The organism is Arthrobacter jinronghuae (assembly GCF_025244825.1).
Classification (GTDB): Bacteria; Actinomycetota; Actinomycetes; order Actinomycetales; family Micrococcaceae; genus Arthrobacter_B; species Arthrobacter_B jinronghuae.
Genome location: NZ_CP104263.1, coordinates 1,331,170 through 1,350,869, shown reverse-complemented (window position 1 = coordinate 1,350,869; position 19,700 = coordinate 1,331,170). Strand labels below are relative to the sequence as shown.

Sequence of the window (19,700 nt, the reverse complement as noted above, 5' to 3'; positions counted from 1 at the left end):
GGTTTCCGCGGGCAGGCCCGCGGGGCTTCGGACACCTTGCGGTGCCAGGGCTTATTACTGGACGCCGGAACGAGGCGCAGTGCAGTGAAACTACTCTGCAGTTCCGGGCTTGTTCTGGCCGGTGGTCCCCCGCGAGGAGGACGGCTTGCCGGCAGGCTTCGGTGCTGCGGCAGGCTTGGGCCGGGCTGCAGGCTTGGGCGCAGGCTTTGCCGCCGTCGGCTTCGGAACCGCTGCAGGCTTCGGCGCTGCGGCAGGCTTCGCTGCTTCTGCCGGCTTCGCGGGCTCGGCCGGCTGGGACGGCTGGGCGGGAGCCGCAGCTTCAGCGGCAGGCGCTGCGGCCGGCCTGCTGGCTGCTGCCACACGGCGTGCCTCGGTTGCAGCCTTTTCGGCAGCTGCAGCCCTGGCCCGCTTTGCGGCCTGTTCCTTTTCAGCCTGCTCCTGCTCTGCACGGGCCTTGTCGGCAGCTTCAGCGGAGGAACCCAAACGCAGTCCGTCCGGAAGCAGGTCCGCGAGGCTCTGCGTCATAGGAGCAGCCTTCTCCGAGGTGTTCACCCGTTCGGGTGCCTCCCCGTTCTTCACTGCCTCGTTCGCTGCCTTGGCATCGGCACGCTGGGTTGCCCGTCGCGCTTCTGCCTTGGCCTCGGCCTTGTTCTTCACCGGGCCAATGACCATGACCATGTTGCGGCCGTCAATACGCGGGGTGGACTCAACCACACCCACCTCGGCAACATCCTCAGCGAACTTGTTCAGCAGCTTCATGCCCATTTCGGGGCGCTGCTGTTCACGTCCACGGAACTGGATCATGGCCTTGACCTTGTCACCGGCGGCCAGGAAGCGCATGGCGTGTCCGCGCTTGGTTTCGTAGTCGTGGGTGTCGATCTTCAGGCGGAAGCGGATTTCCTTCAGAACGGTGTTCGTCTGGTTCTTCCGGGCTTCGCGTGCCTTGACGGCGGCTTCGTACTTGTACTTGCCGAAGTCCATTAGTTTGCACACCGGAGGCTTCGCCTGCGGTGCTACCTCAACAAGATCCAGGTCAGACTCGGCAGCCAGGCGAAGCGCGTCCTCAATCCGGACCACTCCGACCTGCTCACCCGCCGGACCTACCAGCCGCACCTCGGGGACGCGGATCCGATCATTGATTCTTGGCTCGCTAATGTTGCAGCTCCTGTGCTCTTCAAAACGGCTACCGCCTGCAAATGAAGAAGGCCTCCAATTGCAAGCGCAATCGAAGGCCCTGTGGGGGTCGGCAGGAACTGCCCCGAAGCCAGTTCGAAGGCAGTTAGCTCCCGGAATAAACCGCAGTAATACTGCAGCCCGTCCGGGGCCGACCTGAACCCGGCAACTCTGCCGCCAACGAGGGCGGTCAGGCTGACGCGGGTGGGAGGGGTCTCCGCTTGCATACCGGCGACGTAAGCTTCCAGGAGGAAAGTGTGATTTTCATCCCGCCCGTGATGGGCATTGAAAGTAACGACAACCAGTCGGTCTGTGACAAGCTTACCAGTATGAGTACCCCACAGAGCAATCCGGCAGGCGAAGCAACCCGCCACTCCTTCCCGGGAACATCAGCAGAGTCCGAATCTGCGGCAGCAGCACAGCAGGAAGTCGTCGAGCAGATGCGCGACATCGCCGAGGTGCCGGCCATCGAGGTCATTACGACGGCGGCCGTGCACCTGATGAGCGCAGCAGCCGTGAAGTGCGGCCTGGCCGAAGGCGATGACGCCGAGGAGCTCAAGGACCTGGACGAGGCCCGCAAGCTGATTACCGCCCTGGCCGGTTTTGTCACCGCCGCCGCTCCGGAGATCGGCAGCCAGCATGCCGGTCCGTTGCGCGATGGACTGCGTTCCCTGCAGCTGGCCTTCCGCGAAGCTTCCGTTATCCAGGATGCCCCGGGCAAGGGTCCGGGCGAAAAGTTCACCGGCCCCGTCAGCTAGTCTCCGTTCCTCCCCACACCATTTGATCGCCCGAAGGGCCTGACTCCGGCAGCTGCCGGTACCGCGGAGTCCGCGGCAGGCCCTTCGGGCTTTTTCCTGCCCGGAAACTAGCGGACCGGTTCCGGGCGCCGGACGAACCACCGGACCGTAAGCGTCACCAGCGCAAGCAGGGCTGCGGAACCGCCGGCCATCAGGAAGCCGGACCAGGGACCAATGACGTCGATGGCCAGACCTGCCACGGGCGCGCCCAGCGCGGTGCCGGCAGTCATTGACGAGCCGTACCAGCCCATGGCTTCGCCCCGCCGTTCTTCCGACACGAGGTCAGCCACCCGCTCGGATGCTGAAGACAGCACAGGCGCGCAGAGCAGGCCCGCGGGAATTGAAAGCAGTGCAAGGCTGAGGGTGCTGGTGGCGAAGGCCATCGGCATGGTCAGGACGGCCATGGCCAGCAGAAGCAGCATCGGCGAGATCCGCCGGTTCATGGCTCCGTAGAGGATGCCGCCGACGGCCGACGCTGCACACCACGCGACGAACACGATGCCGACCTCGGACGGGTTCCCGCCGGCTTCCACCAGCGCCACGATGCCGACGTCCGTGCTGGACAGCAGCAGCCCGGCGCCGACGGAGACCGCAAAGACCACTGCCACGCTCGGGGTAAACCAGCCGAAGCTTCCCGCGAGGCCGTTCCGCAGCCTGCCGAACAGGTTCTGCGGTCCGCCCGGCAGGCCGGCTCCGGTCAGTTCCATCGGCGCTTCCTGCACGTTTGCGGGGGCCACGGCGACGGCGGCGGCCGCAGCGGCCTCCTGCTCATCGGCCGCGGTCACGGCGTTCCGGGGCTCCACAGTGCGGGTCGGCGGGTTAAACCAGATCAGCAACAGTCCCGCTACTGCGGAGGAGACCCCGACTGCGGTCAGTCCGATAACCGACGAGCGCGTAGCTATCACCGCGCCCAGGGCAGGGCCCATCATGAAAATCAGCTCAGTGGCGATGGAGTCCAGCGCAAAGGCGGTACGCCGCTGTTCGCCGGTGGCCAGGACGCCCAGTGACTGCCGCACGACGCTGAAGACCGGAAGGGTGAACACGCCGCCGATCAGCGCCAGGACCAGGAGCCATTCGAAGCTGGCGTGCGGAGCAATGCTCCAGATGACTGCTTCGGCAATAACCGAGGGAATCAGGGCACGCCGCAGGCCCACGGTGTCCACGCGGCGGCCGCGCCAGGGGGCACCCACCGCGATGCCGATGGTGACGACGGCGGCTACGGCGCCTGCCGCTGCGTAACCCTTGTCCATGGTGTTGACCACGTGCAGGGTCAGCAGCACTCCGGCGGCGGAATGCGGGAAACGGGCGATCATCCCGATGAGCAGGACACGGCGGATAGGAGCTATCCGCAGCATCTCGCGGTACAGGCCAAAGTTCACGGCAGTTCTCTTCTGGCGGCTACGCCGGACGGGTCAGCGCGTGATTTTCAGATCAAGTGAATCCACGCGCTCAACAAACTCGGGGTTGGCAGTCAGGCGCTGCTGCAGTCCGGCCGCCAGGGCAGAAACGTCCTGCGGATCCAGTCCGGGCGCAAGCTGAAGCACCATTCTAAGCTCAGGGCCGGCCCCTCCCCCGGCCACCGGGGTTCCGGCAGCAGTCCGCGACGCGGTCCCCGGTCCCTGTTGGAGGGTCACGGCCATGATCCGGGGGTCCGGCCCGGCAGCGGCTTCGGCCGCCGCGACGAGTCCGGGGTCGGCATAGGAGGGCAACCACTCCTGTTGCTGGGCCAGGGCCCACATGGCCGGACGCCGTACCACGAAGGTGAATTCGGCTCCCGGGTCGATAACCAGCAGCTGGGCGTCTTCGGCGACGGCAGAGAGTGCGGCACGGTTGGCGTAGACCGCAACCGGCCGGGCTTCGGGATGCCAGTGTCCCAAAGCGGCCACGGAGGTGAACACCGGCAGCGCCTTGCGGCCGTCCGGGGCGTTGAGCGTCACCAGGGCCATGTCGGCCTGCTTGTCCGCGGTCAGCCCGTGATCGGATTCCGCTTCCTCGCCCAGCACGGCAACGATCGGCACGAACACGCGGGCAGTGGCCAGGGAGGCTACAACTTCCGCTTCGCTTCCGCTCCCGGCTATCAGTTTCGCCAGGGCCGCCGCGTAGCCGGCGTCGGTCTGCCCGTTGTCGGAGTCGAAGTTGTGCAGCGGGTTTCCCTCACCGGCCAGGTCCCGTCCGGACCACGGCCGGCCTGCGGAATCGGTGGGCCCTCCGGCCCCGGCAAGGGCCGCGGCGATGTGGCCGGGCAGTTCGCGTGCTGCCATGCCTAGCGTTCCGGGTGCCCGGCGACGTCGAGGGCCTGGGGCAGCGTAAACGCGCCGGCGTAGAGTGCCTTGCCCACGATGGTGCCCTCGAGTCCCAGCGGAACCAGTTCGCGGAGCGCAGCCAGGTCATCGAGGCTGGAGATGCCGCCGGATGCGACTACGGGGCGGTCGGTGCGCTTGAGGACCTCGCGGAGCAGTTCCAGGTTGGGTCCGCGCAGTGTGCCGTCCTTCGTGACGTCGGTGACCACGTAGCGGGCGCAGCCGGCCTCTTCCAGCCGGGCCAGGACCTCCCAGAGGTCCCCGCCTTCCTGGGTCCAGCCGCGTGCGGCGAGGGTGGTGCCGCGTACGTCGAGGCCGACGGCGATGGCCTGGCCGTAGCGGGCAATGGCGCTGGCGGTCCACCCCGGGTTCTCCAGTGCCGCGGTTCCCAGATTGACGCGGGCAGCGCCGAGCTCCAGCGCCTTTTCCAGGGACTCGTCGTCCCGGATGCCGCCGGACAGTTCCACCTTGATATCCAGGGACTTCACCACGCGGCTGAGCAGGTCAAGGTTCGAACCGCGCCCGAACGCTGCGTCGAGATCCACGAGATGGACCCATTCGGCGCCGTCGTTCTGCCACGCCAAGGCTGCGTCCAGCGGATCGCCGTAGCTGGTCTCACTGCCGGCCTCGCCCTGCACCAGTCGCACGGCTTGGCCGTCCGCTACATCAACGGCGGGCAGCAGTTCAAGGACAGGGGTTTCGCTGAAGGGCATTTGGATGCTTTCGGTGGTGGGGTCAGGAAAGGTCGAGGGTCAGCAGGTACGCGCCCAGCAGGGCCATTCCGGCCAGGACCCAGAAACTGATAACAATGATTTTGGACATGCCCTGGCTGCGGAAGGACACCGCTCCGCCGATAAGCAGTCCGGCCAGGCCCATGAGGACAACGCTCCACATATCGGTGCCTAGCCCAGGGTCTTCAGCCAGTTGTTCAGCAGCGCCGCACCGGCGTCACCGGACTTTTCCGGATGGAACTGGGTGGCCGACAGCGCGCCGTTCTCCACGGCGGCGATGAACGGGCCGCCGTGGTCCGCCCAGGTGACCTGCGGGGGGCGCATGGCGGGCTGGGTGACGTCGAAGTCCCATTTCTGCACCCCGTAGCTGTGCACGAAGTAGAACCGCTGGTCCTCGATGCCCTCAAACAGGGCCGAACCTTCCGGCGGAGTCACGGTGTTCCAGCCCATGTGGGGTACGACGTCGGCGGCCAGGCGCTCGACTACGCCGGGCCATTCGCCCATCCCCTTGGTCCGGACCCCGTGTTCCACGCCTTCGTCAAAGAGGACCTGCAGGCCAACGCAGATGCCCAGGACCGGCCGGCCGCCGGCTACGCGGCGTCCGATCATGCGGATCGCATCCACGTCCTTGAGCCCCTGCATCACGGCGGCGAAAGCTCCGACGCCGGGCACCACCAGTCCGTCGGCGTTCAGCACGTCGTCCGGCTTGGCGCTGAGCGTGACGTTGGCGCCGGCGTGCTCCAGGGCGCGGACGGCCGAACGGATGTTGCCGGAACCGTAGTCCAGGACAGTGACGTTGCGGGGACTCACAGTGCTCCCTTCGTGGAGGGGATGCCCTCGACGCGCGGATCGGATTCGACGGCTGCGCGCAGTGCGCGGGCAAAGGCCTTGAACTGGGCCTCGACAATGTGGTGCGGATCGCGCCCGCCGAGGACCCGCATGTGCAGGCAGATCTGGGCGTGCAGGGTGATGGCTTCGAACACGTGGCGGGTCAGGGATCCGGTGAAGTGTCCGCCGATCAGGTGGTATTCCTGGCCGGCGGGTTCCCCGGAGTGCACCAGGTAGGGGCGGCCGGAAATATCGACGACGGCGTTTGCCAGCGCTTCGTCCAGGGGCACGGTGGCTTCACCGAAGCGGCGGATGCCGGCTTTGGTGCCCAGGGCGGTCTTCAGCGCCTCGCCGATGCTGATCGCAATGTCCTCGACCGTGTGGTGGACGTCGATGTGGGTGTCGCCGGTGGCCCGGACGGTGAGGTCCATCAGGGAGTGCTTGGCCAGCGCTGTCAGCATGTGGTCGTAGAACGGTACCGAGGTGCTGATGTCGGCGCGGCCGGTGCCGTCCAGGTCCAGCTCGACGAAGACGGACGATTCGCTGGTGGTCCGCTCAAGGCGGGCGGTGCGTCCGGTGGCGGTCTCCACAGTCATGGGGTTCCTTCACGAAGATTGGAAGCGGGGCAATAGACAAAGCCCCGGCAGGTCATCAGTTTAGTCCCGAACGCCCCGACTCCCTGAAACCGGGACATCCTGGGCGCCCGGCTGCCGCTCAGGCGGCGAGCAGTTCCCGCAGCCGCGTCAGGAACGCAGTGGTTTCGGCTTCGGTGCCGGCCGTGACCCGCAGATGGCCCTCGATGCCGATGTCCCGCACGAGGACACCTGCCTCGAGCAGGCCTTCCCACACCGCCCGGGGATTCTCCATTCCGCTGAACAGCACGAAGTTGGCGTCCGACGGCGCCGGTTCCAGTCCGAGCGCACGCAGTTCCGTCACGATGCGGTCCCGCTGGCCCTTGATGTCTTCCACATTGGACAGGAGCGCATCGGCGTGCGTGAGGGCCGCATTCGCGGTCGCCTGCGTGAGTGCGGAGAGGTGGTAAGGCAGGCGGACCAGGCGAAGCGCGTCCGCAATCTGCGGTGCCGCGGCAAGGTAGCCGATGCGCGCTCCGGCGAGTGCGAAGGCCTTCGACATGGTCCGGGAAACGATCAGCCGTTCCCGTCCAGGGAGCAGCTGCAGCGCGCTGGGGGTATCGGTGTGGGAGAACTCTGCGTAGGCCTCGTCCACCACCACGATGGCATTGGAGGCTTCTCCTGCTTCATATGCGGCTTCGATCACCTCAAGTTCCAGGGCCGTACCCGTGGGGTTGTTCGGGGTGCACAGGATCACGATGCTGGGTGCCTGCGCCCGGATCTGCTCCGCAGCCGATTCGGGGGTCAGGGAGAAGTCCCGGTCCCTCGTGCCGGTCACGTATGCGGTGCCGGTGCCGCTGGAGAGCAGCGGATACATGGAGTAGGTGGGAGGGAAGCTCATGGCCGTTCGCCCGGGTCCGCCGAAGGCCTGCAGGATCTGCTGGAGAACCTCATTGGAACCGTTGCCGGCCCAGATATTCTCCGCGGCCAGTCCGTGGCCGAGGTATTTGGCCAGGTTTTCCCGCAGCAGCGTGAATTCGCGGTCGGGATATCTGTTCAAGCCGGCGACCACTGATTCAATCTCGGCCATAATGGCCCGGCGCACATGCTCCGGAAGACCGTGGGTGTTTTCATTGACGTTCAGCAGGACGGGCACATCCAACTGGGGGGCGCCGTACGGGGTCAGGCCCCGCAGATCATCGCGCAGGGGAAGTCTGTTCAGGTTTTCCAACTGTTCGTTCACCACTACAGCTTAGGACGCTGCGCGGTGACGTTGTATTTGGCCGACTTCCCGCACCCCTCTGTTACGGGTGCGCGCAGGTAAAGAACTTCGGGATGCCTGCCTGGCGAATCAGCGCGAGACCGGGATGTAAATCTGGCTGCCGGCGGGGACGGTGGCGTCCGCCAGGTTGTTGAGTTCCACGATGTCTGCCACCACGGTGCGGGGATCCCGGTCCGGAGCGAACTCGGTGGCGAGCGACCAGAGCGAATCACCGGCGGACACACCCACCTGGATGGTGCGTGTCTGTTCCTGGGCGTCGCCCGAAGCCATAGCCGGTGCGGTGAAGAATCCGATAAAGACCAGCAGTGCGGCGGCCACGATCATCAGCGGGGCGCCGACCAGGACGAGCCGGCCGCGCCGCGTCAGGCGCAGCGGGACCGACGCCTGGGTGTCCGCGGCAACGGCGGTGCGGGCGGCGGCAGCGGCCCGGTCCGGGGCACGCTCAGTGAGGCTCTGTGCGGTGAAGGGAAGTACGTGTACTGACATGTCAATACCTTTCCGGTCCGAAGAGCAGCTCCGCCGATTCCCCCGCTTCCCGCAAAAGCACCGGATAAACAGTGTGGCTCGAAACTGCATTCGAACATCTGGTGGGCCCGCCGAGGTGTCGGCGGGCCATTTCAAAGTCGGATCCAAACTCAGATCCATACTCAGACTCGAACGTATGTTCTAACTTGTACTCGAACATTTCTAGCACTTATCTACGAACATTGTCGAGACTCGCTCGAATATATGTTTGAAAATGAGGCTGCGCTCCCCTAGCGTTGAACCTGTTGGAAGCGGCTGGGACCAACTAACCATCCGGCACTGACAAAACGGCACTGACAAACGGCTTGGCGGGACAGACCACCACACCCGTTATCACCGCATCACCGCATCACCGCATCACCGCATCACCGCAGGACAAACCAGATACACCGTAAGAACCATCCGGCCCGCATCCACGGGCCGACTGTGAAGGGAAGCCGACGTGGCCCGTGTTACCAATGGCAGCACCCCCTCCCCTGCCGCGCCGGCAGGACGCACCAAGGGCCTAACCGCCCGCCAGACGAAGATCCTGGAAACCATCCAGCGTTCCGTGAACGCGAACGGTTACCCGCCGTCGATGCGGGAGATCGGCGACATCGTGGGCCTGGCCAGCCTTTCCAGCGTTACTCACCAGCTGAGCCAGCTGGAGAAGCTCGGCTATATCCGCCGTGACCCCAAGCGTCCGCGTGCCATGGAGATACTGGTTCCGCTGATGCTCCGCGGTGCTCCCCCGCGCCGCGGCAAAGGCAACGCGGTCGACGGCGGGAACACCGGGGAGGCTGCTGACGGCGCCGCAAAGGGCGGCCTGAGCTCCGTCGGCGGCAACGCACGCACACCCGCCTCCGGCAGCGTTTCCGACCTCACCACCGCAATCGACACGGCGATGGTTCCGCTGGTCGGACGGATCGCCGCAGGCGGACCCATCCTGGCCGACCAGCAGGTTGAAGAGATGGTCCCGCTTCCGCGCCAGCTCGTCGGGCACGGCGACCTCTTTATGCTTCGCGTTGCGGGCGATTCCATGGTGGATGCGGCTATCTGCGACGGTGACTGGGTGGTTGTCCGCCGCCAGCCCACCGCCGAAAACGGTGACATTGTCGCGGCCCTGCTCGAAGACGAAGCGACCGTGAAGACCTTCCGGCAGCGCAACGGACACACCTGGCTGCTGCCCCAGAACACCCGCTATGAGCCCATCCTCGGTGACGAAGCCACCATTATGGGCAAGGTTGTCTCCGTAATGCGTTCGCTCTAGGCACACCTTGAGAGGCCTGGTCGGACGCTGACAAGGACCACGCAAAAGCAGCACCGCCGGCACACGGCGGCGCTGCTTTTTGTTTTCCGCCGATCCGGGTCCGGCGGGTTTTACTTCTTCGCGCCGGCGGGTTCCGCGGCGAGCCGCTTCAGCGCCTGAAGCACCACGGAACGGTCGGTGGTGGACCAGAAGGGCGGCAGGGCGGCCCGCAGGAAACTGCCGTAGCGTGCGGTGGCCAGGCGCGAATCCAGCACGGCCACCACTCCCTTGTCTCCGGAAGCGCGGATCAGCCGCCCGGCGCCCTGGGCGAGCCGGACGGCCGCGTGGGTGGCCGAGACGCTCATGAAGCCGTTTCCCCCGGCCTTGGCAACCGCGCGGGTCCGGGCGGTCATCAACGGATCGTCGGGACGCGGGAACGGAATCCGGTCAATGATCACCAGCCGGCAGGAGGCGCCGGGGACGTCCACGCCCTGCCAGAGGGACATGGTGCCGAACAGGCAGGTCTCGTCGTCGTCGGCAAACTGCTGAACCAGGGCGGACATGGTGGATTCGCCCTGGCAAAGAATCGGAAAGTCGACCCGCTTCCGCAGTGCTTCCGCGGCTTCTTCCGCTGCACGGCGGGAGGAGAACAAACCCAGGGCGCCGCCGCCGGAGGCCTTGATCAGCGCCTCCAGTTCATCCAGCTGCTCCGGGGAGGTTCCACGTCCCGGTTTCGGCAGGTCCTTGGCTACGTACAGCACCCCCTGCCGGGGGTAGTCGAAGGGACTGCCGACGTCGGTCCCCGTCCATTTCGGTGCACCGGCGCCCACCAGCCCCAGGGCCCCTGCAACCGGACCGAACTCCGACCCGATGGCGAGGGTGGCCGAGGTCAGCACCACGGTGTGTCCGTCGAACAGGCCTTCGCGCAGCCGTCCGGCCACGGACAGCGGCGCAACGTTGATGGTGGGCGGTGCATCTTCTTCCGGGGCGGTGTAACCGGTGCCAGGCGAGAAGGTGCTGGCACGCGATGCCCACAGCACCTCCCCTGAATTCACTGCGTCAAGGATGCGTTCGCACAGTTCCAGGACAGCCATCAGGCGGGAGCGTGCCATCTGGCGGCCGCCGTCGACGGCGTCGGAGCCTTCGGGCTTGGAATCGGACAGGGCCGTGCGGCAGGCTTCACGCACCGCGCCCAGGACCAGCTCCTGGTCCTCGGACAGTCCTCCGGCCAGCAGGCCGGAGGGAACCGGGGCAAAAACCGAGTCGAAGGCCCGGCCGGCAGCCGCAAGCGGCTCCATGGTGGCGGAAGTGTGCTTGCGCGCGGCGGAGACCGCCGCGGATATAACGGTTCCGGAGAGCTGCCCGGTAACCGCGCCGGTGACGCGGTCCTGCAGCTCGTGCGCCTCGTCAATCACCACCACGTCGTAGTCCGGCAGGACCGCCAGTCCCTCGAACGCGCTGATGGCCAGCATCGCGTGGTTGGTGATCACCAGATCGGCGACGGCCGCCTTGGCCCGTGCCTGTTCGCTGAAACAGGCCTCCGCCACCGGGCACTTCTGCGCCCCCAGGCACTCCATTGAGGTGACGGACACCTGACGCCAGGCACGGTCGCTGACGCCGGGAAGCAACTCATCCCGGTCGCCGGTTTCCGTTTCCTGCGCCCATTCCTGCAGGCGGACGACGTCGCGCCCCAGCGCGGAGGTGGGCCCGCCCGCAGGAGCGGGATGGGAGACAGCGTGCTCGTCGCCAAGCAGAAACAGTGTTCCGGCTTCGTCTTCCTCGGGGAAACCGCCGCCGGTCTTGTGGACACAGACGTAATTGCTGCGGCCCTTGAGCAGGGCGACGTCGACCTCCCGGGGAAGCTTCGGTTCCAGCGTCTTCAGCAGGCGCGGGAGGTCCCGTCCGACAATCTGTGACTGCAGGGCCAACGTGGCCGTGGAGACCAGCGCGGGTTTGCTGCTCTCCAGGGCGTGCGCGATCAGCGGGATCAGGTAGGCAAGCGACTTGCCCGTACCGGTTCCGGCCTGGACCAGCAGGTGGTCGCCGGACTCAATGGCCTCGGCCACCTGCCGGGCCATCTCGTGCTGGCCGGGCCGGTTCTGCCCGCCCATGGCCGCTACCGCGGTGTCGAGCAGTTCCAGGACCTGGGCAGGTCCCTGCGGGTCTTTCCTACCCATTGGTCACGAACTGCTCCAGCTCCGCTGCCAGCCCTTCACGAACCTTCACATGCAGCTGGGTACCGGATTCGCCGTGTTCCAGGGACAGGATTTCAGCGTCCTCCTGGTGCAGGCGGGAGACGACGTCGCCGCGCTCGTAGGGCACCAGCAGTTCCAGGTCCACGCCGGGGCGCGGAATGCCTTCGGAAATCGCCTGCAGCAGCTCGGGGATTCCCTCGCCGGTACGCGCCGAAACGACCACGTGCCGGGACTCGCGCTGCCGCAGCCGCTCAAGAACGAACGGATCCGCTGCGTCGGCTTTGTTCAGCACGATGATTTCAGGCACCTTGCGGGCGTCGACTTCCGCCAGGACGGTACGGACGGCCGCAATCTGGCCTTCCGGGTCCGGGTGCGAAGCGTCAACGACGTGCAGGATCAGGTCTGCGTCCGCTACTTCCTCAAGGGTGGAGCGGAAGGCTTCCACCAGCTGGGTGGGCAGCGACCGGACAAACCCTACGGTGTCCGCCAGCGTGTACCCGATGCCCTCTTCGGTCTGGGCCTTGCGGATGGTGGGATCCAAGGTGGCGAACAATGCGTTTTCCACCAGTACCCCGGCATCGGTGAGCCGGTTCAGCAGCGAGGACTTTCCAGCGTTGGTGTATCCGGCGATAGCTACGGACGGCACCGAGTTGCGGTGGCGGTTGGCCCGCTTGGTTTCCCGTGCCGGCTTCATGCCCGCTATTTCGCGGCGGAGCTTGGCCATCCGCGTGCGGATCTTCCGCCGGTCCAATTCGATCTTGGTTTCACCGGGACCGCGCGAACCCATGCCTGCGCTGGCGCTGCCGACCTGGCCGCCTGCCTGCCGGGACATCGATTCGCCCCAGCCACGCAGGCGCGGCAGGAGGTATTCCAGCTGCGCCAGTTCCACCTGGGCCTTGCCCTCGCGGGACTTCGCGTGCTGGGCAAAGATGTCCAGGATCAGCGCCGTCCGGTCGATGACCTTGACCTTGACGATGTCTTCCAGCCCGCGGCGCTGGGACGGAGCCAGTTCGCTGTCCACGATCACTGTGTCTGCGCCGGTGGCCGTCACAATGTCCTTGAGTTCCTGGGCCTTGCCCGAACCGAGGAAGGTGCCGGGATCCGGCTTCAGCCGGCGCTGGATGATGCCGTCGAGGACTTCCGACCCCGCGGTTTCCGCCAGCGCGGCAAGTTCCTTCAACGAGTTTTCGGCACCGGCGGCAGTGCCTTCACTCCACAGTCCGGCAAGTACAACCCGTTCCAGCCGCAGCTGGCGGTATTCGACCTCGGTTACGTCTTCGAGTTCGGTCGAGAGGCCGGCGACGCGGCGCAGTGCGCGGCGTTCTTCGAGGTCCTGCTGGTCGCCGTCGTGGACGGAATGCTCGTCGTCGCCGAGTGCCAGGGCACGGCCCTGCTGCTTGTCGGCCGGAGCCTTAGCTTCGACGGCGCTGTCCTTGGCGAGGATCCTGTCGATGACCCCCTGGATATCCGAAGGGCTCAGTTCGGGTGTGGAACCGTTCGCAGAAGTGTCTGTCGAATCCGTGGCACGGGAGTTGTTGATGGTCATAATCTCCTTATAGGAACGTACTTTCTATGGTAGGCCAGTGAACCGACAAATCCTCAGGAAAACAACCTTCTCCGCTATGGATCCCTACCGCGCCAGCCACCCTTTACAACCCGTGCGGCCGTCCATAAATTCCATGCCGCACGCCTGCAGCGACTAATCTGGATTGTTATGGGTTCAGACCACTACTTCTCCTCCACACCGTCCGGGCCCGAGGTCCGCAAACCGCTGCGCGTCAGCCTCAACGGGACCGAAAGGACCCTGCAGACAGCCGGTGGCATCTTCAGCCCCGACGGGATCGACAAGGGCACGATGGTCCTGCTGGATGAAGTTCCCGCCCCGCCGGAGACCGGCAACCTGCTGGACATCGGCTGCGGCTGGGGCCCCATCGCCCTGACCCTGGCACTGAAATCCCCGGCGGCCCGGGTCTACGCCGTCGACGTCAACGAACGCTGCATCGCACTGACCCGGGATAACGCAGCAGCTTTGGGATGCGGAAACGTCACGGCCTCCCTGCCTGAGGAGGTTGACCCGGAAGTACGCTTCGACACCATCTGGTCCAACCCGCCCATCCGGATCGGCAAAGAGGAGCTGCATGCCCTGCTGCTGCTTTGGCTGCCGCGCCTGGCCCCGGGAGGCACTGCCTGGCTGGTGGTGCAGAAGAACCTGGGCTCGGATTCCCTGCAGCGCTGGCTGGCGGAGACCCTGCCGTCCGGATTCGCGGTCTCCCGCCACAGCACCGCGAAGTCCTTCCGGACCCTGAAGGTGGAACGCAGCGCCTAGAGCAGGGTTCCGCGGGCCACCAGCACGGCCGGTCCGCTGAGCTCCACATGTTCGCGGCCGTCGGGTCCGGTGCGGAACCGGACGCCGACGACGCCGCCCGGCACAGTCACTGCCCAGTCATCGGGTGCTTCGGCTCCGGCCCAGAACCGGGTGGCTACGGCGGCGGCGCAGGCGCCGGTTCCGCAGGAGAGGGTTTCGCCGACGCCCCGCTCGTGGACGCGCATGGTGAGCAGCCCCACCCCGTCTTCTACGAGCGGCTCGGCCGGGACCACGAACTCCACGTTGGTTCCGTGCTCCGGTTCCGGCTGCACGGACGGTGCTGCGGTCAGGTTGGTCGCCGCCAGTTCGTCCAGTTCCGCGAGGGCCACGACGGTGTGGGGGTTACCCATGCTGACGGAGAGGCCCGGGCGGGGCACTTCCAGTCCGTCTGCGTTGACCACTGTGTCCATGGACTTGGCAGCCGCGTGGTCAGGGTAAATGAACTCCCAGGGCCCCATGTCCACCGCATAGCCGCCGGCCATCCGGGTGACGGTCTTGACCCCGGCGCGGGTACCGATCACCAGGGACGCGCCCTCGGCCAGTTCCACCAGCCGCTCTTCCAGCAGGAAGTGCACGAAGACACGCACCCCGTTCCCGCACATTTCCGAAATGCTGCCGTCGGAGTTCCGGTAGTCCATGAACCACTGGGCTTCCGGAGCCGTCTGCAGCAGGGCACGGCCTTCCGGGAGATGCTCGGACCGGACGGCGCGGATGAAACCGTCGCCGCCCACTCCGCGGTGCCGGTCGCAGACTGCGGCTACTTCGTCGGCGGCAAGATCATGCGATGCGTCGGGATCGGCCACCAGCACAAAGTCGTTGCCTGTGCCGTGGCCCTTCGCGAAGGGCAGCCCGGCCACGGAGGAGGGAAGGCCGGAGGCGGACAGGGATGCAGCTGAGGCAGCAGAAGTATTGGTCACTTATCAAGGATACTGGGCGGGCGCCCTTCACGGACGGCCGCGGCCGCCCGGGCCAGCAGCCGGGGGTCGTTATGCTCCAGCCAGGTGATCCGCGGATCCGCACGGAACCAGGTCAGTTGCCGGCGGGCGAACTGGCGGGTAGCCACCACAGTGGCCGCCGCGGCTTCCGGCACGGACGATTTCCCGTCCAGGACGGCCAGGAACTGTGCGTATCCCAGGGCGCGCGAGGCGGTCCGGCCGGTCCGCAGTCCGGCCGGCTCAAGCCGCCGGACTTCTTCCAGCAGACCTTCGTCCACCATCCTGTCCACCCGGCGGGCCAGGCGTTCGTGCAGCACCGGCCGTTCCACGCCCAGGCCGATCTGCACGGCCGGCGAGACGTACTCCCGCACCGGCATGAAGGAGCTGAACGGCCGTCCGGTCAGTTCAACCACCTCGAGTGCGCGTACCACCCGGCGCGCATCGGAAATCCGTTCGGCAGAGACCGGGTCCACGTCCCGCAGCCGGTCCTGCAGCGCGGGCAGGCCCCTGGCCTCCAGTTCGGCTTCGATCCCGGCGCGGACGGCCGGGTCGGTGCCCGGGAATTCCAGGACGTCCAGTGCGGCCCGGACGTACAGCCCGGAACCACCGACCAGGACGGGATACCGGCCCCGCGCCCGGATCCCGGAAATCAGCTCCCGTGCCTGCGCCTGGAAGGCCGAGACGCTTGCCTCTTCGGTCACGTCCATGATGTCCAGCAGGTGGTGCGGCACGCCGCGGCGTTCGGCCCCGGTAATCTTCGCGGTGCCGATATCCATCCCCCGGTAGAACTGCATGGAGTCGGCATTGATCACTTCGCCGCCGAGTTCCAGGGCCAGGGCAACGCCCAGGTCGGACTTTCCGGACCCGGTGGGACCGACGACGGCGATCACCGGCCGTTCGTCGGCGGACGGCTTTGGAGCACTCACGGGGGCTACCGCAGGGGAATTTCCGGGGACACTTTGGGAGGGGTTCACGGGCGCTCAGGAACGCGGCGGCAGCGCGGGCATGCCGAGGGACACGCCGGTTCGGGTGCCTGCGGGTCCGGCCGGTACGCCGCAGGACTCGGCCTGCGAGCGGTCCCAGGCATCACCGGCACGGGAACGCCGCAGCGAGTAGTCGGCGGGTCCGGCGGGGTCGGAGATCAGGTGGAACGCGGCGGCGGCGGTGACCGGCACGGTAACGAGGTCGCCCGGGCGCGGTACCGGCGCGCCGTCGGGCACCGAGAAGTGCACCAGGCGCTGGTCCCGGGAACGTCCGGAGAGGCGTCCCGTCTCCCCGGATTTGCGGCCCGAGGCCGCGGTGACCATGACCTCAACGGTGGTGCCGACCTGCTTGGCGTTTTCCTCGGCGGCAATCCGGTCCTGCAGTGCGGTGAGGCGTTCATAGCGCTCCTGCACCACGGCCTTCGGCAGCTGGTCGGCCAGCTCCGCCGCCGGGGTGCCCGGACGCTTTGAATACTGGAAGGTAAAGGCGTTCGCGAAACGGGACTGCTCGACGACGTCGAGGGTGGCGGCGAAGTCCTCCTCCGTCTCCCCCGGGAAACCCACGATGATGTCAGTGGAGATGGCTGCGTGGGGCATCCGTTCCCGGACCCGGTCCAGGATCCCGAGGAACTTCTTTGACCGGTAGGAGCGGCGCATGTCCTTGAGGACCTTGTCCGAACCCGACTGCAGCGGCATGTGCAGCTGCGGCATCACGTTGGGCGTCTCGGCCATGGCCTCAATGACGTCGTCGGTGAATGCCGCAGGGTGCGGGCTGGTAAAACGCACCCGCTCCAGCCCCTCGATGTCGCCGCAGGCACGCAGCAGTTTGGCGAAGGCCCCGCGGTCGCCGAATTCCACCCCGTAAGAGTTCACGTTCTGGCCCAGCAGCGTTACCTCGATGGCGCCGTCGTCCACCAGGGCCCGGATTTCCGCCAGGATCTCCCCCGGCCGCCGGTCGCGTTCCTTGCCGCGCAGCGACGGGACGATGCAGAAGGTGCAGGTGTTGTTGCAGCCTACGGAAATCGAGACCCAGCCCGAATACACCGAATCGCGTTTGGTGGGCAGCGTGGAGGGAAAGACGTCCAGGGACTCCAGGATCTCCAGCTCGGCCTTGGCATTGTGCCGGGCCCGTTCCAGCAGTGCCGGCAGCGAACCGATGTTGTGCGTGCCGAAGACGGCGTCCACCCAGGGTGCCTTGCGCAGGATGGTGTCCCGGTCCTTCTGCGCCAGGCAGCCGCCCACGGCAATCTGCATCCCGGGCCGCTTTTCCTTGACCGGCGCCAGCTGCCCGAGGTTGCCGTACAGCTTGTTGTCCGCGTTCTCCCGCACGGCACAGGTGTTGAACACGACGATGTCCGCCAGTTCGCCGTCGGACGGCACGTAACCGGCGCCTTCCAGCAGGCCCGAAATCCGCTCGGAATCGTGCACATTCATCTGGCAGCCGAAGGTGCGCACCTCGTAAGTGCGGGGCTGGGCCGCGGTGGCCTCGGGGGCAGGAGAGGAAACAGTCAAACTCACCCTCCTAGGGTACGTCCATTGGCGCTGCCGCCCGGTATGCCCCGCGGCAGACTTTTTCCTAGTACCAGTTGTTGGCGTAATGGAAATTGAGTGCGCTGCAGGGGCTGCCGTAGCGCGACGCAATGTAGTCCAGGCCCCAGTTGATCTGCGTGGCATAGCTGACTTTCCAGTCGGCTCCGGCAACTGCCATCTTCTCGGCCGGGAGGGACTGCGCGATCCCGTAGGCACCGCTGCTGGGATTGACCGCGCTCGTCAGCCATTCCGATTCCTTGGTCCAGAGGGTGTCGAGGCAGGTCAGCTGGCCCGCATCCCAACCCCGGGCGGGCAGGGCCGAGGCAGCATAGGCCTTGGCCGCGGCGGGATCATCGAGCGGTACGGCCGCTCGGGCCGCTTCTTCCGCAGCCGTTTGCGCAGCGGCGTCGGCTGCGGCGCTCCGTGCGGCTGCATCGGCTGCAGCCTTCGCTGCGAGCTCCCGGTGTTCCGGGACCTCCACCCCTGTTCCTGTCCCTGCTTCGGCCGTGTCGGGCTGGGCTTTCTCCGGCGCCCGCCTGTCGGACTCGTTATCAGTTGCTGGACGGTCGTCAGGCCCGGCTGCCCGAGCCCCGCCGCCGTCGCCGTCGTCGGCGTCGTCGGCGTCGTCGGCGTTGTCGACGTCCTCTGCAGCGGCAAGGAGCGGTTCGGCCAGGTTCACCAGCTGGATACCGGCCGTGGACCGAAGGTTTGCCCCCGCAGTGCCAACGGCAGCGCCGGAAACACCGGCCACAGCCAGGGAACCCAGCGCGGTCGCGGCACCGAGGCGGAGCCGCCGGCGGCGTCGCAGGGCTCGCCGGATGCGGGTCTGATCGCGTCGCGTGAAGTTAGTTGAAGTCACAAGCGCAGGACGGTATCGGAGTTTTCTGGGAAAAGTCTCAAAACGGTAACGCTGCTATTGACGTCGATCAGGTAACCCGCTGACCGCCGCAGGTACCTGATCAGTACCAGTTATTGCGCTGCCAGAAACCATAGGCCGCACACGGTGTGCCATACCTGGAACTGATGTAATCCAGCCCCCAGTTGATCTGGGTCCGGTAGTTGGTCTGCCAATCGGAGCCATGACTCGACATGTTGCTCCCCGGCAGGGACTGCGGGATGCCGTAAGCGTCGCTGTAGGGGTTGTCGGCGGTGGTTAGCCAGTTGGACTCGTGATTCCAAAGGATTATCAGGCAGCGGAACTCGTTCCCGTCCCAGCCGTAGTTGCCCATCCGCCCGGATGCGTAGTTCTGTGCACCCGCCGGGTCATTCACCGGCTGCCCCGGTGCGGGTGCGGGCGGCGGTGCAGGCTGGACCGGGGCAGGTGCCGGTGCGGGGGCTGGCTGGGGCGCAGGCACCACGACTTCCGGGGGCCGTGTTCCCGGCGGATTCGGTGCCGCACCGACCGGCGGATTTGCCGGCTGTTGCCCTTCCGGCGCGGGCTCTCCTGCAGCCGCCCGTCCCGCGGCATCGTGCTGTTCCTGAAACGCCTTCTCGGCGGCGATCCCGCGGAGCCGTGCCTCCTCGGCGGCGGCTGTGCTGCCGTGCAGGTCTGCCAATTGTGCAAGCAGGACGGCCTTGCGGGCCTCTTCGTCCTGCACTGCCTTGCCAGCGGCGGCAGCGGAGGCTCCGGCCTCCTCGAGGGCCTTTTCCGCTTCGGCGGCAAGCTCGGCCCGTGCGTCCCTGGCTTCCTGTTCCTGCTCCCGGAATCCGGCGGCAACTTTTTCCGATGCCACTGCTTCGGCATACAGGTTGCCCGCCCGCGACGAGACCCTATCCATAAGGCCCGCACCGTGCAGTGCGTCCGCCGAGGCATCCGTGTCCAACAGCATCAAAGCCATGCTGTCGGAAGCCGACCCGCCGGACTTGTAGGTTTCGGCCGCGAGCCCGGCGACTTGCCGCATCAATCCAGCTGAATGCTCGGCTGCCGCTTCGCGCTGTGCGGCCATGGCAGCACGCTCCTTGTCGCTGGCGGCAAGGGCATCCTTGGCTGCGTTGTAGCGGTTCGCCGCATCCACGGCTGCATCGCCCAGGGATCCGGCGTCCTCGCGCAGGTCCGACAGCAGGCCTTCCAGCTTCTCCGCTTCAGCAGCTTTGGCCGACTCAGAGGACTTTGCCTGCTGGATATCGTCCCAGGAAGGGTAGGGGTCCGCCGCAGAACCGGGCGCGGCAGTCAGGACCGCCGAAGCGAGCACACTGGTAAGGACCAGGGCATAGAACGGGGTTCTCCGTGCACGCACCAGAGAGAAACGACTTACC

The 19,700-nt window shown here is 66.6% G+C and carries 19 protein-coding genes; 3 read left to right on the top strand and 16 right to left on the bottom strand.

All coding sequences use genetic code 11. The features are described from left to right. Positions 1-90 precede the first annotated feature (90 nt). Positions 91-1,113, bottom strand: coding sequence for a translation initiation factor IF-3 (gene infC / locus N2K98_RS06280; protein WP_407080012.1), 1,023 nt, complete (start codon positions 1,111-1,113; stop codon positions 91-93). 389 nt (positions 1,114-1,502) lie between these two features. On the opposite strand from infC, the gene N2K98_RS06275 reads away from it, so the two are divergent. Further along, entirely contained in the window at positions 1,503-1,931 is a 429-nt protein-coding gene (locus N2K98_RS06275) for a DUF1844 domain-containing protein (protein WP_255767216.1), read from the top strand. Positions 1,932-2,038: 107 nt separating this feature from the next. On the opposite strand, the gene N2K98_RS06270 is transcribed toward N2K98_RS06275, so the two are convergent. From N2K98_RS06270 to N2K98_RS06235, 8 genes are all read right to left on the bottom strand, one after another. Then, a complete protein-coding gene (locus N2K98_RS06270) occupies positions 2,039-3,349 on the bottom strand; it encodes an MFS transporter (RefSeq protein ID WP_255866416.1) in 1,311 nt (436 codons plus the stop codon). A gap of 33 nt (positions 3,350-3,382) precedes the next feature. Further along, positions 3,383-4,231, bottom strand: coding sequence for an SseB family protein (locus tag N2K98_RS06265; protein WP_255866417.1), 849 nt, complete (start codon positions 4,229-4,231; stop codon positions 3,383-3,385). A gap of 2 nt (positions 4,232-4,233) precedes the next feature. Next, positions 4,234-4,983, bottom strand: coding sequence for a bifunctional 1-(5-phosphoribosyl)-5-((5-phosphoribosylamino)methylideneamino)imidazole-4-carboxamide isomerase/phosphoribosylanthranilate isomerase PriA (priA, locus tag N2K98_RS06260; protein ID WP_229953131.1), 750 nt, complete (start codon positions 4,981-4,983; stop codon positions 4,234-4,236). Between the two features lie 22 nt (positions 4,984-5,005). After that, positions 5,006-5,164: a hypothetical protein gene (locus N2K98_RS06255; RefSeq protein ID WP_229950136.1), complete on the bottom strand. Its 159-nt coding sequence runs from the start codon at positions 5,162-5,164 to the stop codon at positions 5,006-5,008. A gap of 8 nt (positions 5,165-5,172) precedes the next feature. Beyond that, positions 5,173-5,811, bottom strand: coding sequence for an imidazole glycerol phosphate synthase subunit HisH (gene hisH / locus N2K98_RS06250; RefSeq protein WP_229950135.1), 639 nt, complete (start codon positions 5,809-5,811; stop codon positions 5,173-5,175). After that, positions 5,808-6,425 carry an imidazoleglycerol-phosphate dehydratase HisB gene (gene hisB / locus N2K98_RS06245; protein WP_227924520.1) on the bottom strand — a complete coding sequence of 206 codons (618 nt, stop codon included), beginning with the start codon at positions 6,423-6,425 and terminating at the stop codon, positions 5,808-5,810. The genes hisH and hisB overlap by 4 nt, the downstream gene beginning before the upstream one ends. A gap of 118 nt (positions 6,426-6,543) precedes the next feature. Beyond that, the gene (locus tag N2K98_RS06240; RefSeq protein WP_255866418.1) at positions 6,544-7,644 is read right to left on the bottom strand and encodes a histidinol-phosphate transaminase; all 1,101 of its coding nucleotides are present in this window, start codon (positions 7,642-7,644) and stop codon (positions 6,544-6,546) included. 108 nt (positions 7,645-7,752) lie between these two features. Beyond that, positions 7,753-8,169 carry a LysM peptidoglycan-binding domain-containing protein gene (locus N2K98_RS06235; RefSeq protein ID WP_255866419.1) on the bottom strand — a complete coding sequence of 139 codons (417 nt, stop codon included), beginning with the start codon at positions 8,167-8,169 and terminating at the stop codon, positions 7,753-7,755. Between the two features lie 481 nt (positions 8,170-8,650). Here N2K98_RS06235 and lexA point away from each other — a divergent pair, with 481 nt between their 5' ends. Next, entirely contained in the window at positions 8,651-9,457 is an 807-nt protein-coding gene (lexA, locus tag N2K98_RS06230) for a transcriptional repressor LexA (RefSeq protein WP_255866420.1), read from the top strand. A gap of 110 nt (positions 9,458-9,567) precedes the next feature. Here lexA and N2K98_RS06225 read toward each other — a convergent pair whose 3' ends face one another. Together N2K98_RS06225 and hflX are read right to left on the bottom strand one after the other, a co-directional pair. After that, positions 9,568-11,613 (bottom strand): ATP-dependent DNA helicase, encoded by a 2,046-nt coding sequence (locus tag N2K98_RS06225; RefSeq protein ID WP_255866421.1) that lies wholly within the window; start codon positions 11,611-11,613, stop codon positions 9,568-9,570. Then, positions 11,606-13,177, bottom strand: coding sequence for a GTPase HflX (gene hflX / locus N2K98_RS06220; RefSeq protein ID WP_255866422.1), 1,572 nt, complete (start codon positions 13,175-13,177; stop codon positions 11,606-11,608). The genes N2K98_RS06225 and hflX overlap by 8 nt, the downstream gene beginning before the upstream one ends. Before the next feature lie 168 nt (positions 13,178-13,345). Between hflX and N2K98_RS06215 the strand changes: the two genes are divergently transcribed. Continuing rightward, positions 13,346-13,957, top strand: coding sequence for a class I SAM-dependent methyltransferase (locus tag N2K98_RS06215; protein WP_255866423.1), 612 nt, complete (start codon positions 13,346-13,348; stop codon positions 13,955-13,957). On the opposite strand, the gene dapF is transcribed toward N2K98_RS06215, so the two are convergent. The 5 genes from dapF to N2K98_RS06190 all read right to left on the bottom strand — a co-directional run bounded on the left by dapF (position 13,954) and on the right by N2K98_RS06190 (position 19,681). Then, complete coding sequence (gene dapF / locus N2K98_RS06210; protein ID WP_255866424.1) at positions 13,954-14,913, bottom strand: diaminopimelate epimerase; 960 nt, start codon at positions 14,911-14,913, stop codon at positions 13,954-13,956. The genes N2K98_RS06215 and dapF overlap by 4 nt on opposite strands. Continuing rightward, complete coding sequence (miaA, locus tag N2K98_RS06205) at positions 14,910-15,857, bottom strand: tRNA (adenosine(37)-N6)-dimethylallyltransferase MiaA (protein ID WP_255866425.1); 948 nt, start codon at positions 15,855-15,857, stop codon at positions 14,910-14,912. Before miaA ends, dapF begins: the two co-directional genes overlap by 4 nt. Before the next feature lie 54 nt (positions 15,858-15,911). After that, complete coding sequence (gene miaB, locus N2K98_RS06200) at positions 15,912-17,432, bottom strand: tRNA (N6-isopentenyl adenosine(37)-C2)-methylthiotransferase MiaB (protein ID WP_255799019.1); 1,521 nt, start codon at positions 17,430-17,432, stop codon at positions 15,912-15,914. 58 nt (positions 17,433-17,490) lie between these two features. Next, positions 17,491-18,303 (bottom strand): aggregation-promoting factor C-terminal-like domain-containing protein, encoded by an 813-nt coding sequence (locus tag N2K98_RS06195; RefSeq protein WP_255866426.1) that lies wholly within the window; start codon positions 18,301-18,303, stop codon positions 17,491-17,493. 100 nt (positions 18,304-18,403) lie between these two features. Next, positions 18,404-19,681, bottom strand: coding sequence for a coiled-coil domain-containing protein (locus N2K98_RS06190; protein ID WP_255866427.1), 1,278 nt, complete (start codon positions 19,679-19,681; stop codon positions 18,404-18,406). Positions 19,682-19,700 lie beyond the last annotated feature (19 nt).